Genomic DNA, 20,842 nt, shown 5'->3' with positions numbered 1-20,842 from the left:
TTGCGGGTGTCCGTGGTCACCCCTGTGAGTTCGGCCGGGTCTGGTGAGAAGTACCGGGGGAACCCGGTAAACTCTAAAACGACCTCCTAGGTCGCTGGTACCAGACCGGTATGCCCGGTCTGGCCATGCCAGCAATGTGCAGTGGAAAGCATCGGCTAGAGTGAAGAGATGTTTGCGTGCATCTTGCAGGCAGATTGCCTTCGCATACCGCGATGGCCAACCCGATGAAAGATAAGTAAGCCGTAGAACAGTGACTGATTCGAAGAGCAACTGGACCGCAGCCGGACACGACGTGTCCGACTCGATTGAGCTGAATCCTGAAACCGCTGCATTAGCTGCGGCCATCAATCTTCCCTCGGGCTTCGCTTTGCTGGCCGAGGACCCGGACTTCGGTCCGGCTATTTCCATCGGCATGGCAAAGGTGGAGAAGCTGCTGCGCGACGCGCTGGCCAACTCCGACCCCTTGATCGACGCATCCAGCCGCCACCTCGTTGAGGCCGGAGGCAAGCGAGTGCGTCCCCTGCTGGTGCTGCTGACTTCCCTGCTGGGCGACGGCGTGAATGACGATGTCATCAAGGCCGCTGCCGTAGTGGAACTCACCCACCTGGCAACCCTGTACCACGATGACGTCATGGACTCCGCTCCAATGCGCCGCGGTGCACCAACAGCTCACGAGGTGTGGGGCAACTCGGTGGCGATTCTCGCCGGCGACCTGATCTTCGCCCGTGCATCGGTCTTCGGATCCGAGCTGGGCCCAGAAGCAGTCATGTGGCAGTCGCGCACCTTCGAGCGCTTGTGCCTCGGACAGCTGCATGAATCCATCGGCCCGCGCGAGGGCGACGATGCCATCGAGCACCACATCCAGGTAATCAGCGACAAGACCGCGTCGCTGCTCTCCACCTCCGGAGCCTTCGGCGCCCGTTTCGGTGGCGCCCCGCAGTACATTGAGATACTGCGGGAGTATGGCGAAAAGGTTGGCGTTGCCTTCCAGGTCGCCGATGACGTGATCGACTTGGCATCCACGGAAGCCGACTCAGGCAAGACTCCGGGCACCGATTTGCGTGAAGGCGTGCCGACCCTGCCAATTCTGCTGCTGCGCCAGGCAGCAGCCGAGGGCGATGCGCAAGCGCAGCAGGCTGTCGAACTGGTTGATGCGGACCTGGCCACCGATGAAGCACTGGCGGCCGCTGTGGAAGCTGTCACCTCGCACCAGGCAATCCATGATGCATGGAAGGCCGCACGCCAGTGGGCCGATGACGCGATTGCCGTCTTGGCTCCACTGCCGGAGGGCACCGTGAAGCAGGCGCTGATTTCCTTCGCGGATGCGGTTGTTACCCGCGAAGCCTAGGCAAGCTCGAACAAGCAAAACCCCGGAAGACTGCAAAGGTCTTCCGGGGTTCTGTTTTGTCCGCGGCTGCTGCCAGATCCCTGCTAGAGCTGGTCGTTGCAGTTCTGCCCGTCGTCGGTTGACGCTTTACTCCCAGGACGATTCTTGCTGGCGGTAAAGAATCTGACGGCGAGAATGACCAGGCCAATGGCCACGAGGGCCGGGATGATGTAGAAAATAATCAGGTCGTAGGTATTCGGGACCAGGGGATTCATGTCTTCATCTTATGAAGGTCCTGACAGATGCAGTACCACCTCAGTGATGATATTCCTGTAAACCGGGAGCATGGCCCTAGTGCTGAGCGGAAAATGCCTGAGGTCTCCCATAAGTGGCAAGCAGGCCCCGGCAACAAATTCTCGTTCCCGAGGCCCGCGCGCGCCAGCGTCATGCCCTAGTGCTTATCGGACGATGTTCTCCGGGACCAGCGGCTGCGGATGCTCGGGGGAAAAGAGCGCTTGGCGCAGCTGCTGCGCTTTGCCGGCCCGATCCTGGATCGATACCCGGTGGCGCAGCTGCCGATAGAGCTCGTCATCGGCGTAGCGCGGGAAAACGTGCTGATGGTAATGCCAAACATGCTGATTGCCCGCAGGCTCATTATGCTGCCGAGTGCTCGTGCCTTCGGGATTCCAGGCGAGCTTCATCGCCAAGGCAACGCGCTTGGTCTCCCGCATGATCGCGGCGCCGGTCTGCTCGTCCAGATCGTAGAGCGCTTCCAGATGCGCGGTCGGAATGATCATCACGTGCCCGCCGTAATTGCCGAACCCATCACAAGCCATGATTGCTGCCACCAGATCTGTCTGGTAGATCAGATCCGTGGGCGCGCACAAGTTGTCCTGGCTGAAAGGCTGGTCGTTGACCAGCTCGCAGAAGGGACACTGGTAGTTGGCTGGTTCATGGGAACGGTGGAGCACTAGTCCTCCAATTCGGCGGCCAGCTCTTCAAACACCCAGGTGTACATGTCCAGGGTGAATTCGCTGAAGGTGCCTTCCTCGCTGGTCCATTTTCCCTTGGCATTGCTGCGGCGGTAGACGATTGGATCCGGAACATCGAGCTGGGATGCCTTGAAGCCCCACACGAACTTCTCTTCCTCATCTTCCAGGAACAGGAGGTAGCCGTCTTCGATTTCCAGTTCTTCAGGGTCGAAGAAGTAGTGGTAGGCCTCCATGAAATCCTCATTGTTGCCCAGAGCACGATAGAACTCTTCAAGGACAAATGGAATTGAAACCTCGGACTGCGCCAGCCCTTCGCGCAATTCTTCGGCGCTCAAGCCATCGGCTTCGTTCCACTGGTCTTCCAAGTACTTGGGAACCAGGGAACAGAACTTCTCTAGAAACATGTCTGCCATGTCTTTATCCTATCGAGATTAGCCCAGCTCAAGGGCACTCAACGCGATCCAGAGCTGGACTCGGTCGCTAGTCACATTAGGGTCGTAGCCAGAAAGATCGGAAATCTGCTGGATCCGGTAGCGCACCGTATTGCGGTGCAGGCCCAAGGACTCGGCCACTGCTCCCACCGAGCCATCGCGGTTGAGGTATTCACGCAAGGTCAGCAATAGGTCAGAATCGTGGGAGGCGTCGAATTCCTGCAACGGTCCCAGGGCTTCGATGGCCAAATCCTGCAGCGGAACATCGTGGGCGGCGAGCAAGAGCGAGGTGAGAGAAAGCTTGGTGGGTTCGTTGACCCGCTCTCCGTGGCGCAGGGACTCCAGGGCCTCGAAGTAGCTCCAGCGGATGCCGGTGGTATTCGGGTAGCGCCCGCCGTAGCCCACCCGAGCCGGAAGGCCGGCCGCGAGCAGATACTCATCGAGGTGCTTGATGGACAGCTGCAGCTTGCTGTGCGCGACAATGATCGCCAAGCGGCCATCTATGATGGCTGAGACCTGCGAGGACAGATCTGCGGGCAGTGGCAGAGTTTGCAAACGCTCGACCTGTGATGGAGCGTGCACCAGGATGACCGAGTGCTCACGCTGGGTATTCAAGCCAAGTGCCCCAAGGCGGCCAGCGGCATCGGCGCCAACCAGGGCGCCAGTGGCCAGGTCCTCGAGCACCTGGCCGTTGGCATGGCGCTGCGAGGCGCGCAGGCGGGATTTATTGGCCAGTTCCAGCCCGATCAGCGACTGCGCGTAATCGACTACTGGATGGTGGACATAGGGTTCTGCAATATGCAGGGTGCACTTATCACGCAGGCCCGTCGCCACCGGGCGTTCATTCCAGGAACGTGCAGGGTCATAGTCCCCGCTGATCACTTCACCGTGCAGGGTCAGCGCTACCTGGGTGCCGAGCATTCGCTCGAGTTCCTCGAGCATGCTGTCCAGATCCGAGGAAAGCAGTGTCTGGGCCAGCTTCTGGTGGGATTTCAGCAGGCTTTCAACACGCTTGAGGTGGTCGGAATTCAGTGCTTCGGCGATCAGCCGGGTAATTGCGGCAAAGGGTATCTGATAGGGCACCTCGAAGACAGGAAGCCCTACTTCGCGGGCGGCTTCAACGGTCGCTTGCGGTACTGAAGCGTGTTCCAGGCCTGTGCCGAAACCCAGAGCTACGGCATCGTTGGCCGCAAGGACTTTGACGAACTGCCGCTGTGCGGCTTTTGTCTTCTGGCGCACGCCGGTGGTCAACACAATTTCTCGCCCGGTGAGGAACTGCGACGGGTCAAGCAGCTCGGTCACCGCGCCCCAGGTGATGACCATGCCATCGCGGTGGGTGTGTTCAGTCAGCGGTCGAAGATCGAGCTCGTCATGTTCCAGAAGACCGCGTAAACTAATTGCCATATAGCCATTCTAGAGGGATGGCGAAAAGTTCCCGATTTAGCAATATGCTCAAAATGTGGACACGCGACCCCTAGAAATGACCACAATGTGAAAGTTTTGCAGTAGCTTAGACACATGAGCACTCCATCTTCATCACAGGGCGCTCCACTCGCAACCGAGAAGCGTGAGACTTTCAGCTCCCGAAAGTTGTTCATCCTTTCAGCGATTGGTTCGGCCGTTGGTCTGGGAAACATCTGGCGTTTCCCTTACGTCGCCTACGAAAACGGCGGCGGCGCATTCTTGATCCCATACCTGGTCGCAATTCTCTGCGCCGGTATTCCGTTGCTGTTCCTCGACTACTCCATCGGCCACCGCTACCGCGGCTCTGCTCCGCTGGCGTACCGCCGGGCCAACCGCAAGGCCGAGGTCCTGGGCTGGTGGCAGGTACTGATCTGCTTCATCATCGCCATCTACTACGCGGCCATCATTGCGTGGGCGGCCATGTACTGCTGGTTCTCCATCACCAAGGCTTGGGACAAGAACGCCGACGGCGCCGCCGGGTTCTTCATGAACGACTTCCTCAAGGTCTCGGAAAACGTCAACGTCGGCTTCGACTTCGTCGGCAACATCTTCATCCCGATGTTCTTCGTTTGGCTGGTGACCATCGTGATCATGGTCGCCGGTGTGAACAAGGGTATTTCCCGGGCAAACGCCGTCTTCATGCCTTTGCTGATCGTGATGTTCCTGATCCTCGTGATCCAGTCGGTCTTCCTGCCAGGTGCTGTGGACGGCTTGAATACCTTCTTCACGCCGAACTTCGAGGCGCTGTCGAACCCTGCGGTGTGGGCTGCGGCCTTCGGGCACATCTTCTTCTCGCTGTCCGTGGCTTTCGGCATCATGGTGACGTACTCGTCGTACATGAAGCGCAAGAGCGATCTGACCGGTTCGGGCTACGTTGTTGCTTTCGCCAACTCCAGCTTCGAACTGCTTGCAGGTATCGGCGTCTTCGCGGCGCTTGGCTTCATGGCGTACAACGCCGGCAGCTCCGTCGACGAAGTGGCAACCAGCGGAATCGGCCTGGCCTTCATCGCCTTCCCGACCATCGTTTCGCAGGCTCCCTTGGGCGGCGTCATCGGCGTGCTGTTCTTCGGTTCGCTGGTCTTTGCCGGCATTACCTCGTTGATCTCGATCCTCGAGGTGATTGTTGCGGCTTTCCAGGACAAGCTGGGCTGGAAGCGCCAGTCGGCCACCCTGGTTGTTGTCGTTCCGGTGGCATTGATCTCCATGATCTTGTTCCCAACCACCACTGGATTGTATTTGCTGGACACCATGGATGCGTTCGTGAACCAGTTCGGCATCCTCGCTTGCGCACTGGTGATTGTGATCGTCTTCGGTGCAGGCCTGGGCATGCTGCCTAAGCTGGCCAAGCACTTGAACCGCCACAGCTCCATCAAGCTGGGTACCGGCTGGATGGTCCTGGTCGGCGGCGTGGGCCCAGCTGTCTTGGGCTACATGCTGATCAATGAAATCCAGACCAAGCTTGCAACTCCCTATGAGGACTACCCTGTTTGGTTCCTCGGGATCTTCGGTTGGGGTATGGCCGGGGCATTGATTGTCGGCGCGGTCCTGCTGTCCCTGGTCCCTTGGAGCAAGAACTCCAAGAAAAACGACCCCGAGTTCGATCAGCATCGTGCGAACGTCGAGGCAGAAGAAGTCCCTGAAGTGTCCAGGAAGGAATACTAGCCATGAGTCCTATAGCGATTGTCTTCATGATTATCTCCATGCTGACCATTTGGGGAGGCCTGGCCATCGCCTTGATCAGCCTGAATCGCCATCCTGAAAAGCACGATGACGATGTGATCGAGCCAGCTGGCTCGGCAGGCAACTAGAACCTGCAAGCAGCATCTGGATCGAAGGCCTCTTCGTTTCAAGCCCCGGCTTGGAATGAAGAGGCCTTTTCCTGTGCAAATGCACTATGCGACACGAAACGTGTTGTGCCGATCCGCGTAGTGGCCGGGCAGCCGGGAGAATACTCTCTAGTTATAGAGACAATAGGGCCAGTGAGCTCACGAATAAGTTCTGGAAGGACAATCACATGGACGTTACCTACCGCATTGACCAGAAGCGCAAGATCAACGGTCCGTTCCCCGGCCCGAAGTCGCAGGAACTGACCGCACGCCGAGCCAAAGCAGTTGCTGCCGGCGTAGCTTCCAGCCTGCCGGTGTACGCGGCAGAGGTTGATGGCGGCATCATTGTCGATGTCGATGGCAACCAGCTGATTGACCTGGGCTCCGGCATCGCCGTAACGACCATTGGCGCCTCGAATCAGGCAGTAGCCAAAGCCGTCGCCGAACAGGCCGCGCGCTTCACCCACACCTGCTTCATGGTCGCTCCGTACGAGAACTACATCGAGCTGGCCGAGAAGCTGGCTGCCATCACTCCGGGCAACTTCGAGAAGCGTGCAGTCTTCTTCAACTCCGGTGCCGAAGCGGTAGAGAACGCCATCAAGGTAGCCCGCATTGCCACCGGCCGCCAGGCAGTAGTCGCCTTCGACCACGCCTACCACGGCCGCACCAACCTCACCATGGGCTTGACCGCCAAGGCCGCCCCATACAAGCGCGGCTTCGGCCCACTGGCACCGGAGATCTACCGCATGCCAATGAGCTACCCATACCGCGAAGAGAACCCGAACATCTCCGGCAAGGAAGCAGCCGAGCGCGCGATCCTGGCCATGGAAAAGCAGATCGGCGGCGACCAGATCGCTGCGATCATCATCGAGCCGATCCAGGGCGAGGGCGGCTTCATCGTTCCGGCCACCGGCTTCCTGCCGCGCATCGCCGAATGGGCCAAGGAAAACGGCATTGTCTTCGTTGCTGACGAAGTCCAGGCAGGCTTCGCACGCTCCGGTGCTTGGTTCGCCTCGGACATCGAAGGCATTGAGCCTGACATCATCACCCTGGCCAAGGGCATCGCCGGCGGCATGCCGCTGTCTGGCATTATCGGCCGTGCCGAACTGCTGGATTCGGTGCACGGTGGCGGCCTGGGCGGCACCTACGGCGGCAACCCGGTTGCTGTGGCCGCGGCTCTGGAATCCATCAAGTTCATGGAAGAGCAGGACTTGGCGGGTCGCGCCCGCGAGATCGAAGAGAAGTTCTTCACCCGCTTCGGTGCGCTGCAGAAGGACATCAAGGAACTGGGCGACATCCGTGGCCGTGGCGGCATGGTTGCAATGGAATTCGTCAAGGCTGGTGGCAAGCAGCCGGACGCCGAGCTGACCAAGGCCATCGCAGCCGAATGCCTGGCCCAGGGCGTCTTGATCCTCACCTGCGGCACCTACGGCAACGTGGTTCGCCTCTTGCCTCCGCTGGTGATCGGCGACGAGCTGCTCGAGGATGCATTCAACGTATTGGAAGATGCGATCCGCAAGGCTGTCGCCTAAGTAGCTCAAAACTGGTCCTAAACAGCGAATGCCTCGAACCTCCCACGGGAGATTCGAGGCATTCGCTGTATCGGCGGTGAGTGCAACCGGGCGTTCAGACCAACTTTTTCGGTTCGGGCATGGAGCCAATGCGTGGAATTCGCATCATGTCCACGAGCACGAAGAGCACCGCAACCCATACCAAGGCGAAACCAACCCAGCGTTCGAATGGCATGTGCTCGCCAAAGACCAGCAGGCCCAGGATGAACTGCAAGAGCGGGGCGAGGAATTGCAATGAGCCCAGGGTGCTCAAAGGCAGGCGGCGAGCTGCACCCCCGAAGAGCAGGAGCGGTACTGCGGTGATGATGCCGCTCGCTGCCAAAAGCGAGAGGCCAGGAACATCAGCCGAGAACAGCGCAGACTTCCCGTCAACGGCCAGCCAAACCAGATAGCCGATGGCCAACGGGGTCAGCAAGACGGTTTCAATGGTCAAGGACCCCAGCGCAGTTCCGCTTTGGCCCACTTTGTTCTTCACCAGGCCATAGAAGCCAAAGGAGAAAGCCAAGCCGAGGGAAATCCAAGGGACCTGTCCCAAGCCGATCGTCAAGACAAGTACAGCAACGGTGGCTATGGCAACAGCGATCCATTGCAGCCGACGCAATTTTTCTTTCAGGACGACGACACCCAGAAGGATTGCCACAATTGGGTTGATGAAGTAGCCCAGCGAGGCTTCCAGCACATGTCCGGTCAAGACCGCCAGTGCGTAGAGAGTCCAGTTGGCTGCAATCAGAACACTAGCCAGTCCCAACTGCCAGATGGTCCTGGAATCCTTGAACATCGCAAGGAACTGCTTGACCTGGCGCGTGAACGCCAGCAGCAACAGGCAGAAAACCAGCGAGAAGATCACGCGAACGCCAACGAATTCGAAGGCCGAGATGTCAGGCAGCAATAGGAAGTAAGCCGGTAGCATGCCCCAAATCAGGTACGCGGCGGTGCCTTGGATCAGTCCGTAGCTATGTTCTGAACGGATCGGTTTAGCGGTACTTACGGACATGCAGGGCGCACACTTTCAGAAACAAAATGGATCAAGGGAGCGGCCCACCGGGAAATAAGTTGTGGAACCGCATCTTAAAACTACAACGTTCCCGCCGTCTGGATATTCCCCTGGGCCGGCGGTGCCTGCCATTCCACACGGCTCTGTGATATTTTCACCGGAACATAAATGGAATTCCAGTCGTTGACTAGACTAGAGAACACCAACTTGGTTTGCTTCATTGAGGGAGTGCATCGCCGTGCATGGACATAACAACGGACTCAAAACCGCCTTTTTGATGGGCGGAATGTTTGCCCTGCTGCTGGCCATTGGCTCGCTGATATCCGCGGGCACCGGCCGTTCAATGTTCATTTGGATATTTGCCTTGATAGGCCTCGGAACTACTGCCTACAGCTATTGGAATAGCGACAAGCTGGCTCTGCGCTCGATGCATGCCTACCCGGTCAGCGAAGCGGAACAGCCGGGAATGTACCGAATCGTGCGTGAGCTGTCGATGAACGCGCAGCAGCCGATGCCGCGACTGTACGTTTCGCCAACCACTTCGCCGAACGCCTTTGCCACCGGCCGCAACCCGCAGAATTCGGCGGTGTGCTGCACCGAAGGCATCCTGCAGTTGCTGAACGAACGCGAATTGCGCGGGGTGCTGGGCCACGAGCTGATGCATGTCTACAACCGGGACATCCTCACTTCTTCGGTCGCCGCCGCGGTTGCGGGCGTTATCACCTCCGTTGCCCAGTTCCTGATGTTCTTCGGCGGCGGCAACAGCAATGACAACCGCGGGGTGAATCCGATCGCCTTGATTGCCCTTTCCCTGCTGGCGCCACTGGCAGCGTCGATCATCCAGATGGCCGTGAGCCGCACCCGCGAATATGATGCAGACGAGGACGGAGCCAAGCTGACCAATGACCCGCTGGCGTTGGCGAGCGCGCTTCGGAAACTGGAATCAGGGATTACGCAGGCTCCGCTGGCTTCCAACGACCAGAAGCTGGTCAACAGCTCGCACCTGATGATCGCCAATCCATTCGGCTCGCGCCTCAAGCGCATGTTCTCCACCCACCCGCCAATGGAGGATCGCATCGCACGGCTTGAAGCGATGGCTGGCGGACGCGGATACTAAGTGCAAAGCAGCTCCTGGGCTAAAGGCCGCATCTCATATGGAGATGCGGCCTTTAGCTTGTTTTGGGCCTTTACCGTTGAACTAATAGTTACTTCCCCTCCTACTAAAGGATGAGGCGATATTCTTCGTCTTCCCTAGTCAATCGAGGATGGGCTGATCGTAGCGGCACCGAAAAGAAGACCCTCTGCCGTCTGATGATGGAGCAAGGAACAAGGATGCGAGACGACGACGCGGCACTTCTGCCCAGGCTTGGGGATGCCATAGCCGGTCAACTGGCCACCGGAACGGTCAAAGGATTGGCTTGCCTGCTTGCGGCCTGGATTTGCTCATCATGGATTGCCCTCCACACTGCTTTCGGCACATTCGCTATCACGCTGGCGATCTCGTATCTCCTCTCGGAAATCCTCGGCGCCATCATCGTTCGACCGATTGTCCTGAAAGAACGCCGTCCCAACCCCGGGGGGGAGTGCTGTACGTCGTCCTTCCATTCGTGGTGTCCATCATGGTCAGCTTTGCTGCGGCCTATGCAGTTACCAGCTCATTGCGTGACAGCAGTTTTGTGACAGTGCTCGTTGCCGCATGCAACGCCGCTGAGATCCTCTGGATCAAACCATGGGTGCCGGGACCTTCGCCGGAAGAGATGGCCGCGAAGTTCAATGAATTCAAAGCCATGACCAAGGACCACTTCGCTGATGATGTGGCCGAGGTCAAGCGGCGGGCCAGGGAAAGGACTCGCGAACAGTACTACGCGAAGAAGGCCCGCGAAGAAGCAAAGAGGCTGAAGAAGCAGAAGCGCGACGAGGATCAGCGCTGATCCTTCCCGGGTCCATGATCCAGTGGTGCGCAGATGGCAGCGAGGGCTGTTTCCCATGGTGAATGGGAAACAGCCCTCGCTGTGTATCACGTGATTTCTAACGCTGGGTCAGTCCTAGCGGAAGTTCACGAACTGCAGATCCGCTTCTTCGAAGTCGCGCAGCAGAGCCATCGTGGCCTGCAGGTCATCGCGGGACTTGGAAGAGACGCGAAGCTCGTCACCCTGAATGGTTGACTTGATGCCCTTAGGCGCCTCATCGCGAATCAGCTTGTTGATCTTCTTAGCGACATCCTGGGCGATGCCCTCCTTGATGCTTGCTTCGATGCGGTATTCCTTGCCGGATGCAAATGGCTCGCCGGCATCCAATGACTTCAGGGAAATGCCGCGCTTGACCAGCTTGGACTGGAAAACATCCAGTACTGCGTTGACGCGCTCTTCCGAGTTGGCCTTCATCAGGATCTTCTCACCGCTGAAATCAACTTCAGCGCCAACGCCCTTGAAGTCGTAGCGCTGGGCAATTTCCTTCTGGGCCTGGTTCATCGCGTTGGCGACTTCCTGGCTATCAACCTTGCTTACGACGTCGAATGTGGAATCACTAGCCATGTGAATACTCCTAGTTGAAACGGGTCTGATTCGCTTCATAGCCTACCGGTTTTGCCCCCTGGATTTGGGGTGTGATCAGGCTTACAGCAAAAATGCCCCTCTCGATTTCACAACATCGAAAAACTCCTGTAGAGTTATTTCTCGTTCCGACAAGAGCAAATGTTCTTGAAGCGAACGTACTCGGCAGATTACCCGAGTGGCCAAAGGGGGCTGACTGTAAATCAGCTGGCAACGCCTTCACTGGTTCGAATCCAGTATCTGCCACAAAATAACTCCCGGATCCCAGGATCCGGGAGTTTTTTGCATGCGGAAGGAATGCACGGCAACCCGGATCTTTCCTATTCCCGGTTCCGAACAAGATCACCTTTCTACGTATTTCAAATAAGGATCGGCTACCGTATAACCATGGCAACGAAAAATGTGAGCGAAGACGACTTCGCGAAGTTGATTGAAGACAACGACATCGTCCTCGTGGACTTCTGGGCCGACTGGTGCGGGCCGTGCAAGCAGTTTGCACCGGTTTACGACCAGACCTCGGACAAGTTCAGCGACGTCGTTTTTGCCAAGGTGGATACCGAAGCTGAGCAGGGCCTGGCACGTGCAGCTAACGTGACCTCGATTCCTACCATCATGGCGTTCCGCGAACAGGTCCTCGTGTTCTCGCAGGCTGGTGCGTTGAACCAGACCCAGCTCGAAGATCTAGTCACTGCGGTCAAGGGCATTGACATGAGCGAAGTGCACAAGCAGATCGCCGAGGAAGCCGCGCAGGCTGATTCCTAAGAACCATTAGAGGCTTCGGGCTCCTTACCTCCGCCGGTGATCCAGCGGTGCGTAACGGGGCCCGAAGCTTTGTTTTTTCTGCCCCGAAAGCACCAGCAAGCGCACTACGCGTTGACGGTGCGGGGCGTATGGCGCCAATAGCTCCAGCATCTGCCCATCGCTGATTCGGGAACCGGTAAGCACCTGGCCCACGAAATCAGCCAGATGGAAATCTCCCACCGAAATATGGTCACTGGATCCGTGGGAGCGCTGCAGGGTTTCGGCAATTGTCCAGGGACCAATGCCCGGCACCGAACCCAAGGCGGCTTCCAAGGTGCCCGGAGCCTTGGCGGTGGGCCGTGCATGGTCCATTGGCTTCTCTGCCCACCACTGCAAACTGCCGGCAACCTGCAGCAGGCGTGCCATGGTGTTAGCCCGCTGTCCTTCAACGCGCGCCTTTTGCCAGTCCCAGCGCCTCATCGAGGCTAGCTTTTGCGATCCGGGGAAAATCATCAGGCCCTCGGGAGCCGGACCCGGAGCCCGCTGTCCCAAATGGCGGATCAGCCAGCGCCAGGCATAATTCGCTTCAATCCCGGTCACCCGCTGTTCCAAGATCGCCCCAGCGGCGTGCTCAAAGATCCTGCCGGTGCTGGGCAGAACGAAGTCCGGATGCAACGAGCGGGTGCGCGCGATAATTTCGGGGAACTGCCCTTCTTTGATCCTCGCGTCGAAATCGCTCCAGTCATCGAGCGCCCCTAGAAGGTTCGGAGCTGAGCCGATGGCCCAGTGGGCTCCGGGACCCCATGCTCGAAACGTTGCCGGGGCGGTGGGCGCGGGCTTGCTGATTTGCAGCGTGGCATCTCCGAACGGTGTTCCAAAGGCCAGCCATGCTTCGCTCTGGGACAGGCGGATGGTCGGATCTCCCAGTCCCCGGCGCAGGATTCCCAAAGTCTTGAGCAAGGACACGGGGCGGTGCGGATCGTAATCGGCGCTCAACGGCTTCTCCATGAATCGCATCCTATAGCCTCGTGCCTGCAGTAGCTTGCGGCAGGCTTGCCTAGCACTGATGAAAAGTGCCCGTCCACTGCGTGACGTTTCGCTACGTGCCGGAACGACATGTATGACAACCGCCGGTAAAGTTCTTGACATGAAGTATGCGTCCACAGTCCTAGATCTGATCGGCAATACCCCTTTGGTGAAGCTCAATCGAGTCACCGAGGGGATCAAAGCCACTGTATTGGTGAAGCTTGAATACTTGAATCCGGGTGGTTCCATCAAGGACCGCATCGCATTGAAGATGGTCGAGCGCGCCGAAGAATCCGGCCAGCTCAAGCCCGGCGGAACCATCGTGGAACCAACCAGCGGCAACACCGGTGTCGGCTTGGCCATGGTGGGCCAGCTCAAGGGCTACAACACCATCTTCGTCACCCCGGATAAGGTCGGCGAGGAAAAGCGCGACGTACTGCGCGCCTACGGTGCCAAGGTAGTAGTCACCCCAACCGCGGTGGCCCCGGATTCCCCTCAGTCCTACTACGGCGTATCGGACCGCCTGGTTACCGAGATCGACGGCGCCTACAAGCCCGACCAGTTCGCCAACCCGGCAGCACCCGACAGCCACTTCGAAACCACCGGACCGGAAATCTGGAACGACACCGACGGCAAGCTGACCCATGCGGTCATCAGCGCAGGAACCGGCGGCACCATCACCGGCACCGGACGCTACCTCAAACAGGTTTCCGCCGGCCGCGCCTCGGGCCCGGTCAAGATCATTGCCGCAGACCCGGATGGCTCGGTCTACTCCGGTGGCACCGGACGCCCATACTTCGTCGAGGGCGTCGGTGAAGATATGTGGCCAGGGAACTACGACCCATCCGTGCCGGATGCCGTGGAACCAGTCACCGACGCTGAGGCTTTTGAAATGACCCGCCGGTTGGCCAAGGAAGAAGGCCTGCTGCTGGGCGGTTCTTCGGGCATGGCAGTGGTCGCCGCGCTGCGTGCAGCCAAGGACCTGGGCGAAGACGACGTAGTTGTCGTGATCGCCCCGGATGGCGGCCGCGGCTACCTGGCCAAGATCTTCAACGACCAGTGGATGCTGGACCAGGGCTTCACCACTGATGAATACTCCGCCTTGGACTTCATCGGCGCGGCACTTGCCAAGCAGGGCACCACCACGGTGGCTTTGGATACCACCCTGGCCGAAGCGGCCAAGGCACTGCGCGAGCAGGGCGATGACGCGTTGGTCGTGTCGACCTCGCCGCTGCCAGCGCGTATCGGCGAGATCCGCGGTGTCATTGGCGCGGGGGACATCACCGACGCACTGCTGGCTGGCGCAGAACCAACCAGTACGCTCGCAGACCTGGGCGACTTGGCCAAGCCATTCATCGGCACCGCAGACACCCCGGAACATGCACAGGAACTGCTCAGGAGCCACCCGGCCGTACTGCTGACCAAGGGCGGCGAAGTGATCGCCGCGGCTACCGCAGCCGATCTCTTGGCCTACTCCACCCGCTAGAGACAACACCTCAAAGGATTGATATCGATGACTGAAAACCATCAGGGAGCAAACACCCGCTTTGTCCATGCGGGCCAGGAATTCGAACCGGTCACCGGCGCGGTAGTTCCGCCGCTGCATTTCTCCTCGACCTACGCGCAGGACGGCATTGGCGGCCTGCGCAACGGCTACGAGTACGGCCGCGGCACCAACCCGACCCGCGACGCGCTGCAGGCGCAGCTGGCCGGCGCAGAATTCGGCACCCACGCCTTCTCCTTCAGCTCCGGCCTGGCCGCCGAGGACTCGCTGATCCGTGCGATCCTGCGTCCGGGCGACCACATTGTGCTGGGCAACGACGCCTACGGTGGAACCTTCCGCCTGATTGACCGCGTGCTGGGCGACTGGGGCATCGGCAACACCCCGGTGAACATGGCTGACGAAGCAGCGCTGGCTGCCGCCATCGAAAAGAACAAGGCAAAGCTGGTGTGGGTTGAGACCCCTTCGAACCCGATGATGACCATCACCGACATCGCCAAGGTCGCTGAAATCGCCCATGCTGCCGGCGCATTGCTGGTCGTGGACAACACCTTCGCCAGCCCATTCCTGCAGCAGCCGCTGACCCTGGGTGCTGACATCGTGGTCCACTCGACCACCAAGTACATCGGCGGCCACTCCGATGTGGTGGGCGGTGCGGTGATCGTCAAGGATGCGCAGCTGGCAGAAAAGATCGGCTTCATCCAGTTCGCTGTGGGCGCCGTCTCGGGCCCGATGGACGCCTTCTTGACCACCCGCGGCCTGAAGACCCTGGGCGTTCGCATGCGCGCCCACTCGGAGAACGCTGCACAGGTTGCCGGGTGGCTGCGTGAGCGCAGCGAAGTCGAGCGCGTGCTCTACCCGGGCTTCGAAGACCACCCGGGCCACGAGATTGCCAAGAAGCAGATGTCCGGCTTCGGCGGCATGGTGTCCGTCCAGTTCACCGGCGGTGAAGCGGCGGCCCGCAAGATTGCCGAGAGCACCAAGCTATTCACCCTGGCAGAATCCCTGGGCGGCATCGAATCGCTGATGAACTACCCGTCGGAGATGACCCACGCTTCGGTGAAGGGTACCGAGCTGGCGGTTCCGGTGAACCTGTTGCGCCTGTCCGTTGGCATCGAAGACCCTGCGGATTTGATTGAAGACCTGGATAAGGCCTTCGCCAACCTGTAAGAACCAAGCGCAAAGGACCTGGGTTCCGCTGCCCGCAAAGGGCAACGGAACCCAGGTCCTTGGTGCTTTGAACGAAGTTCCGGATCGGCTACCGGCGGCGCTTGGCCGGTTTGGGATCCACGATCTTGAAATACCTGTTGCTCGCTGGCATCCACATCAAGGCCACGCTGAACATGATGATGGCCGCCAGCAGCGAATAGCGGCCGAATCGCAGCAACAGCGGCAGCGCGGTAATCAGGCCCAACCAGGACAGCTGGGCGCGCGCGGCCCGGTCCCCGGTGAATAAGCGGTAACCCAGCACACAGCAGGCAAGGCCGGCAGCGGCGAAAAAGATCATCAGCGCAATGGCTCCGAAATCCAGCGCGGAATCCTGGATATGCTCGTAAGCCAGGAAGCCTCCGAAGCCGAGAAAAAGCACTCCGGCTAGGAGCCATAGCATTTGGGCGATGAACAATCCGCCTGGGGTGGGCTCATCTGGACGTCGCGGAAAAAGTGGTTTCTTCACGTTCTCAACCCTACGTGCTTTGGTGCGGTGCCCGATCTCACACGCTCTCGACACTGACAATAGTGGCCTGTTCAAGCTAGCATTAAGTGTTCGCGAACATCAGGGTATCCCTCTCGCATCCAGCCCAATTTTTGAGGCCGGAGCCTTCTCGTGTTGTATTTTCCGCAAAGTGTGTGCGGGTCTTTATGTCATAGGGGAGCGCTTGATGAGCGTGACTTGTATCTGACTGTGCAGCCTATACGTCGTTTCTTTGGGGACGGCCAAGGCCTATCCCCTAACGAATGAGGTAATTCTTCGTGTCTTCTGACATGCCCGTAAACACCGACGACAACCAGACCCCGGAAGAGCCAACCGTGCTCTTCTCCGAACTTGGCCTGGATGCCCGCGTGCTTGCATCGCTTGCCGACCTTGGCTACGAAAAGCCATCGCCAATCCAGGCAGCGACCATTCCACTGCTTCTCGAAGGCCGCGACGTTGTCGGCCTGGCCCAGACCGGTACCGGCAAGACCGCTGCTTTCGCGCTTCCTGCCCTGTCCCGCATGGCAGAGCTGGCTGACACCAATGGTCCAGCCAAGACCCCGCAGATCCTGGTTCTGGCTCCAACCCGCGAGCTGGCCCTCCAGGTCGCCGAAGCCTTCACTTCCTACGCCAAGTACCTGCCGAACTTCACCGTTCTGCCAGTGTACGGCGGCTCGCCATACGGCCCGCAGCTCAACGGCTTGCGCCGTGGCGCCCAGGTAGTCGTTGGTACCCCAGGTCGCGTTATCGACCACATCAACAAGGGTTCCTTGGACCTGTCGAACCTGCAGTACGTTGTCCTTGATGAGGCCGACGAAATGCTGCGCATGGGCTTCGCCGAAGAGGTCGACAAGATCTTGGAAGCTACCCCAGAGGACAAGCAGGTTGCCCTGTTCTCGGCAACCATGCCACGCACCATCCGCCGCATCGCTTCGGAATACCTGCGCAACCCGCAGGAAGTTGCCGTGAAGTCCAAGCAGTCCACCGGCACCAACATCACCCAGCGCTACCTGCAGGTCATGGGCGCCCACAAGCTGGACGCCATGACCCGCATCCTGGAATCCGAGTCGTTCGAAGGCGTTATCACCTTCGTCCGCACCAAGATGGCTACCGAGGACCTGGCCGACAAGCTGAAGGCCCGCGGCTTCACCGCGGCTGCCATCAACGGCGACATCCCTCAGCAGCAGCGTGAGCGCACCGTTGAGAACCTGCGCTCGGGCAAGATCGACATCCTGGTTGCTACCGACGTGGCAGCTCGTGGCTTGGACGTTGAGCGTATTTCGCACGTTATCAACTTCGACATCCCGCATGACACCGAGTCCTACGTGCACCGCATTGGCCGTACCGGCCGTGCCGGCCGCTCGGGCGACGCGATCCTGTTCATGACCCCGCGCGAGAAGTACTTGCTGCGTGCCATCGAGAAGGCTACCCGCCAGCCGGTGACCCAGATGCAGCTGCCTTCGCTGGATTCGGTCAACGACCGTCGTATCCAGAAGTTCACCGATCGCATCGACAAGACCATCAGCGGCCAGGACCTGACCACCTTCCGCGAAATCGTGGAGAAGTTCGCTTCCGAGCACGAAGACCTGGACCAGCTGGAAATTGCAGCTGCACTGGCTCTGATGGCCCAGGGCGGCCGCCCGCTGCTGATGACCGAACCAGTCATGTCCCCTTCGAAGAAGGCACGCATGGATCGCCCAGAGCGCGGCGAGCGTAGCGAACGCGGTGACCGTGGCGATCGCGGTCCACGTGCCCGCAAGACCGCTGCCGAAGGCAACGCCATGTACCGTCTGGCCGTAGGCCGACGCAACCGCGTGCAGCCGGGCTCGATCGTTGGCGCACTGGCCAACGAGGGCGGCTTCGATTCTTCGGAAATCGGCGGCATCGAGATCCGTTCGGACCACACCCTGGTCGAGTTGCCAGCAGAGCTGAGCAAGGACCAGTGGCGTGCACTGTCCAAGACCCGCATCGGCGGCGAAGCCATCGAGCTCGAGCTCGACAATGGCCGCAGCCCGCGCCGTGACGACGAAGGCGACCGCGGTGGCTTCCGTGGCGGCCGTGGTGGTGGCTTCGGCGGCGGACGCAGTGGCGGCCGTGGCGGTTTCGGTGGCGGACGCGGCGGCGGACGTGGCGGCTTCGGCGGTGGCGGACGCGGCGGCAAGGATCGCTTCAGCGACTCGGGCCGCAGCGGTGGACGTCGCGACTACTAAGCCAGCCGCACGCAGCTGAACAGCATTGAATAACGCCCTTGGGGCAAGCCGAAAGCTTGCCCCAAGGGCGTTTTTCGTGCGCCGCAGGCTATTTACGGAGCAGGAGTTCCCACCGGGATCCCGTCCCCGAGATAGACCGTGCCGCCGCTTTCCAGGAACTGCCTGCTTTTCTGCGCCATCCCGGCCAGGGCGGCTTGCGCCTCGGCCGAGCCGTACTCGTCGCGGATATCCTGGGAGATGCGCATGGAGCAGAACTTCGGCCCGCACATGGAGCAGAAGTGGGCGGTCTTGGCCGGCTCGGCCGGCAAGGTCTCATCATGGAATTCCTGTGCGGTGACCGGGTCAAGGGACAACGCGAACTGGTCATTCCAGCGGAATTCGAAGCGCGCCTTGCTCAGCGCATCATCCCGCGCTGTGGCGCCCGGGTGGCCCTTGGCCAGATCGGCGGCGTGCGCAGCGATCTTGTAGGTGATCACCCCGGTCTTCACATCATCCCGGTTGGGCAGTCCCAGATGCTCCTTGGGAGTGACGTAGCAGAGCATCGCGGTCCCGTACCGTGCGATCTCCGTGGCGCCAATGGCGCTGGTGATGTGGTCGTAGCCCGGGGCGATGTCGGTGACCAGCGGGCCCAGGGTATAGAACGGCGCCCCATCGCACAGCTGCTGTTGGCGTTCCACATTCTCGCGCACCAGATGGAACGGGATATGCCCCGGGCCTTCGACCATCACCTGCACATCGTACTTCCAGGCGCGCTTGGTCAGCTCGGCCAGGGTGTCCAGCTCGGCGAACTGGGCGGCGTCGTTCGCATCTGCGATGGAACCCGGGCGCAGCCCGTCGCCCAGCGAGAAGGCCACGTCGTACTGCGCGAAGATCTCGCACAGCTGATCGAAGTGGGTGTAGAGGAAATTCTCCTGGTGGTGCGCCAAGCACCAGCCGGCCATGATGGACCCGCCACGCGAGACCATGCCGGTGACCCGGTTGGCAGTCAGCGGGATGTAGCGCAGCAGCACCCCGGCGTGGATGGTCATGTAGTCCACGCCCTGCTCGCACTGCTCAATGACGGTGTCGCGGAAGATCTCCCAGGTCAGTTCGTTGGCTTCGCCGTTGACCTTCTCCAACGCCTGGTAGATCGGCACGGTGCCGATGGGGACCGGGGAGTTGCGGATGATCCACTCGCGGGTGGTGTGGATGTCATCTCCGGTGGACAGGTCCATAACCGTGTCCGCGCCCCATTTGGCCGCCCACTGGAGCTTGGAGACTTCTTCTGCGATGGAGCTGGTCACCGCCGAGTTGCCGATATTCGCATTGATCTTGACCAGGAACGCCTTGCCGATGATCATCGGCTCGGATTCCGGGTGGTTGATGTTCGCCGGGATGATGGCTCGCCCGGCCGCGAGCTCGCTGCGCACCAGCTCGACATCGCATTCCTCGCGCAGGGCCACATAGCGCATTTCCGGGGTGATGATCCCGGCACGCGCATAGTGCATTTGCGTCACGCGGGCTCCGCCAACGGCCTGCAGCGGCGGGGCTGAGCGTCCGGCCCATTCCGCGCTGGCCGTGCCGCGGCGGACCGCTGAGCGTCCGTCGTCGTGCAGGTTGCGTTCGCGGCCTGCATAGGTTTCCACGTCCCCGCGTTCCAGGATCCACCGCTCGCGGAAGGGTTGCAGGCCTTGGGTGGGCTCGCTTCCCGGTCCGCTGGTGCGATATACAGCCAGCGGCTCGTTGGACTGTCCATTGGGGGAGTCTGCCAATTGGATCTGCGTGACGGGAACAGAAATTCCCGCAGATTCACGGTAGGCAAGGGTGTGGGCAGGGTGCTGTTCAATTTGTTCCACTGGGGAAACTCACTTCCTTCGCCGGCATTACCCGGACAGGTTCAACGGTCGCGGACGGCGATAGCCCGATCTCAGCCCTTGCCAGGGCACCCGTGTGGTCGCGAACAACTTAGCACGCTTGCGAGGGTTAAACGCAAACCCAGTGGTCAGGGCCTGACATCAAGGAAGTGGGAAGGGCCGGCTGTGGCGGGCCAAGATGCTTTTCATTGGCCGGAGACTCTTGCCGGGGGCACCTGGAATCCGGGGCGCAAGACGCAGCCGGTAGCCGGTGCTGCAGCTTGGGGTGTGCCCTGGGCCATGCTCGCAGTGGCTACACGGCATCTGCGGGATAAACGAAAAGAGAGGCAATCTGGAACCAGATTGCCTCTCTTATTTCGAGCCCCCTGCCGGAATCGATCCGGCGACCTCGTTCTTACCAAGAACGCGCTCTACCACTGAGCTAAGGGGGCAACAGGTAAATACTTTACACAGGTTTTTGAGGTTTGCAAAATCCGTCGGGAATTTGTTGCTGAGGTCACAATATTCCTACTCAAGACCGGAATGGGCGGCAAGGAGCTGTTGCCTTCCTGGCGGTTTCCAGCACCCCGGTTCGCGGCCTGGGATCCAACTGCCGGCCGCTGGAGCCGTGCCTGCGTGCCAGGGTGGATCGGGTGTTGCCCAAGTGCCGCTCGGTCACGGG

At 60.1% G+C, this 20,842-nt stretch carries 19 protein-coding genes, 2 tRNA genes and 1 riboswitch; of the genes, 11 read left to right on the top strand and 10 right to left on the bottom strand.

Annotation, left to right across the window (positions count from 1 at the left end; genetic code table 11):
- Window positions 1–250 precede the first annotated feature (250 nt).
- Complete coding sequence (locus ACWICV_RS06375) at window positions 251–1,348, top strand: polyprenyl synthetase family protein (RefSeq protein WP_454090615.1); 1,098 nt, start codon at window positions 251–253, stop codon at window positions 1,346–1,348.
- Window positions 1,349–1,431: 83 nt separating this feature from the next.
- On the opposite strand, the gene ACWICV_RS06370 is transcribed toward ACWICV_RS06375, so the two are convergent.
- The 4 genes from ACWICV_RS06370 to ACWICV_RS06355 form a co-directional block, all read right to left on the bottom strand.
- The gene (locus ACWICV_RS06370) at window positions 1,432–1,602 is read right to left on the bottom strand and encodes a hypothetical protein (RefSeq protein ID WP_454090616.1); all 171 of its coding nucleotides are present in this window, start codon (window positions 1,600–1,602) and stop codon (window positions 1,432–1,434) included.
- A 183-nt stretch (window positions 1,603–1,785) separates the two neighbouring features.
- Window positions 1,786–2,298, bottom strand: coding sequence for an HIT family protein (locus tag ACWICV_RS06365; RefSeq protein WP_332498877.1), 513 nt, complete (start codon window positions 2,296–2,298; stop codon window positions 1,786–1,788).
- Complete coding sequence (locus ACWICV_RS06360) at window positions 2,298–2,732, bottom strand: hypothetical protein (RefSeq protein WP_105656905.1); 435 nt, start codon at window positions 2,730–2,732, stop codon at window positions 2,298–2,300. The genes ACWICV_RS06365 and ACWICV_RS06360 overlap by 1 nt, the downstream gene beginning before the upstream one ends.
- Before the next feature lie 18 nt (window positions 2,733–2,750).
- Window positions 2,751–4,154, bottom strand: coding sequence for a PucR family transcriptional regulator (locus ACWICV_RS06355; RefSeq protein ID WP_454090617.1), 1,404 nt, complete (start codon window positions 4,152–4,154; stop codon window positions 2,751–2,753).
- Window positions 4,155–4,268: 114 nt separating this feature from the next.
- Here ACWICV_RS06355 and ACWICV_RS06350 point away from each other — a divergent pair, with 114 nt between their 5' ends.
- The 3 genes from ACWICV_RS06350 (at window position 4,269) to gabT (ending at window position 7,572) form a co-directional block, all read left to right on the top strand.
- Complete coding sequence (locus ACWICV_RS06350; protein WP_400288575.1) at window positions 4,269–5,876, top strand: sodium-dependent transporter; 1,608 nt, start codon at window positions 4,269–4,271, stop codon at window positions 5,874–5,876.
- Window positions 5,877–5,878: 2 nt separating this feature from the next.
- On the top strand, window positions 5,879–6,022 hold the full coding sequence (locus tag ACWICV_RS06345; protein WP_332487043.1) for a methionine/alanine import family NSS transporter small subunit: 144 nt from the start codon (window positions 5,879–5,881) through the stop codon (window positions 6,020–6,022).
- A 206-nt stretch (window positions 6,023–6,228) separates the two neighbouring features.
- Window positions 6,229–7,572, top strand: a complete 1,344-nt coding sequence (gene gabT / locus ACWICV_RS06340) for a 4-aminobutyrate--2-oxoglutarate transaminase (RefSeq protein WP_332727360.1) — start codon at window positions 6,229–6,231, stop codon at window positions 7,570–7,572.
- A gap of 94 nt (window positions 7,573–7,666) precedes the next feature.
- On the opposite strand, the gene rarD is transcribed toward gabT, so the two are convergent.
- Entirely contained in the window at window positions 7,667–8,605 is a 939-nt protein-coding gene (gene rarD, locus ACWICV_RS06335; protein ID WP_400288572.1) for an EamA family transporter RarD, read from the bottom strand.
- A gap of 238 nt (window positions 8,606–8,843) precedes the next feature.
- Between rarD and htpX the strand changes: the two genes are divergently transcribed.
- Window positions 8,844–9,722 (top strand): zinc metalloprotease HtpX, encoded by an 879-nt coding sequence (htpX, locus tag ACWICV_RS06330; RefSeq protein WP_105656899.1) that lies wholly within the window; start codon window positions 8,844–8,846, stop codon window positions 9,720–9,722.
- Between the two features lie 466 nt (window positions 9,723–10,188).
- Entirely contained in the window at window positions 10,189–10,536 is a 348-nt protein-coding gene (locus ACWICV_RS06325; protein ID WP_400288567.1) for a hypothetical protein, read from the top strand.
- Between the two features lie 114 nt (window positions 10,537–10,650).
- Here ACWICV_RS06325 and ACWICV_RS06320 read toward each other — a convergent pair whose 3' ends face one another.
- On the bottom strand, window positions 10,651–11,139 hold the full coding sequence (locus ACWICV_RS06320; protein WP_105656897.1) for a YajQ family cyclic di-GMP-binding protein: 489 nt from the start codon (window positions 11,137–11,139) through the stop codon (window positions 10,651–10,653).
- Between the two features lie 182 nt (window positions 11,140–11,321).
- Between ACWICV_RS06320 and ACWICV_RS06315 the strand changes: the two genes are divergently transcribed.
- Together ACWICV_RS06315 and trxA are read left to right on the top strand one after the other, a co-directional pair.
- Window positions 11,322–11,403 (top strand) — tRNA-Tyr (locus ACWICV_RS06315).
- 141 nt (window positions 11,404–11,544) lie between these two features.
- Window positions 11,545–11,919, top strand: coding sequence for a thioredoxin (trxA, locus tag ACWICV_RS06310; protein ID WP_105656896.1), 375 nt, complete (start codon window positions 11,545–11,547; stop codon window positions 11,917–11,919).
- A 24-nt stretch (window positions 11,920–11,943) separates the two neighbouring features.
- Here the strand turns inward: trxA and ACWICV_RS06305 are convergent, their stop codons facing one another.
- A complete protein-coding gene (locus ACWICV_RS06305; RefSeq protein WP_400288564.1) occupies window positions 11,944–12,906 on the bottom strand; it encodes a DNA-3-methyladenine glycosylase family protein in 963 nt (320 codons plus the stop codon).
- 139 nt (window positions 12,907–13,045) lie between these two features.
- Between ACWICV_RS06305 and ACWICV_RS06300 the strand changes: the two genes are divergently transcribed.
- Window positions 13,046–14,410 carry a pyridoxal-phosphate dependent enzyme gene (locus ACWICV_RS06300; RefSeq protein WP_400288562.1) on the top strand — a complete coding sequence of 455 codons (1,365 nt, stop codon included), beginning with the start codon at window positions 13,046–13,048 and terminating at the stop codon, window positions 14,408–14,410.
- A 27-nt stretch (window positions 14,411–14,437) separates the two neighbouring features.
- A complete protein-coding gene (locus ACWICV_RS06295; RefSeq protein ID WP_332487056.1) occupies window positions 14,438–15,595 on the top strand; it encodes a cystathionine gamma-synthase in 1,158 nt (385 codons plus the stop codon).
- An 88-nt stretch (window positions 15,596–15,683) separates the two neighbouring features.
- Here ACWICV_RS06295 and ACWICV_RS06290 read toward each other — a convergent pair whose 3' ends face one another.
- Entirely contained in the window at window positions 15,684–16,100 is a 417-nt protein-coding gene (locus ACWICV_RS06290; RefSeq protein WP_133833604.1) for a hypothetical protein, read from the bottom strand.
- Between the two features lie 308 nt (window positions 16,101–16,408).
- Here ACWICV_RS06290 and ACWICV_RS06285 point away from each other — a divergent pair, with 308 nt between their 5' ends.
- The gene (locus ACWICV_RS06285; protein ID WP_105662540.1) at window positions 16,409–18,328 is read left to right on the top strand and encodes a DEAD/DEAH box helicase; all 1,920 of its coding nucleotides are present in this window, start codon (window positions 16,409–16,411) and stop codon (window positions 18,326–18,328) included.
- Between the two features lie 92 nt (window positions 18,329–18,420).
- Here ACWICV_RS06285 and thiC read toward each other — a convergent pair whose 3' ends face one another.
- Both thiC and ACWICV_RS06275 read right to left on the bottom strand, forming a co-directional pair.
- Complete coding sequence (thiC, locus tag ACWICV_RS06280; protein WP_402470471.1) at window positions 18,421–20,163, bottom strand: phosphomethylpyrimidine synthase ThiC; 1,743 nt, start codon at window positions 20,161–20,163, stop codon at window positions 18,421–18,423.
- Window positions 20,160–20,267, bottom strand: a riboswitch (TPP riboswitch). (Overlaps the previous gene by 4 nt.)
- A gap of 273 nt (window positions 20,268–20,540) precedes the next feature.
- Window positions 20,541–20,612, bottom strand: a tRNA-Thr gene (locus ACWICV_RS06275).
- Window positions 20,613–20,842 lie beyond the last annotated feature (230 nt).

This window comes from Glutamicibacter sp. NPDC055354, from assembly GCF_053644955.1.
This window is presented reverse-complemented; position numbering and strand designations above follow the sequence as displayed.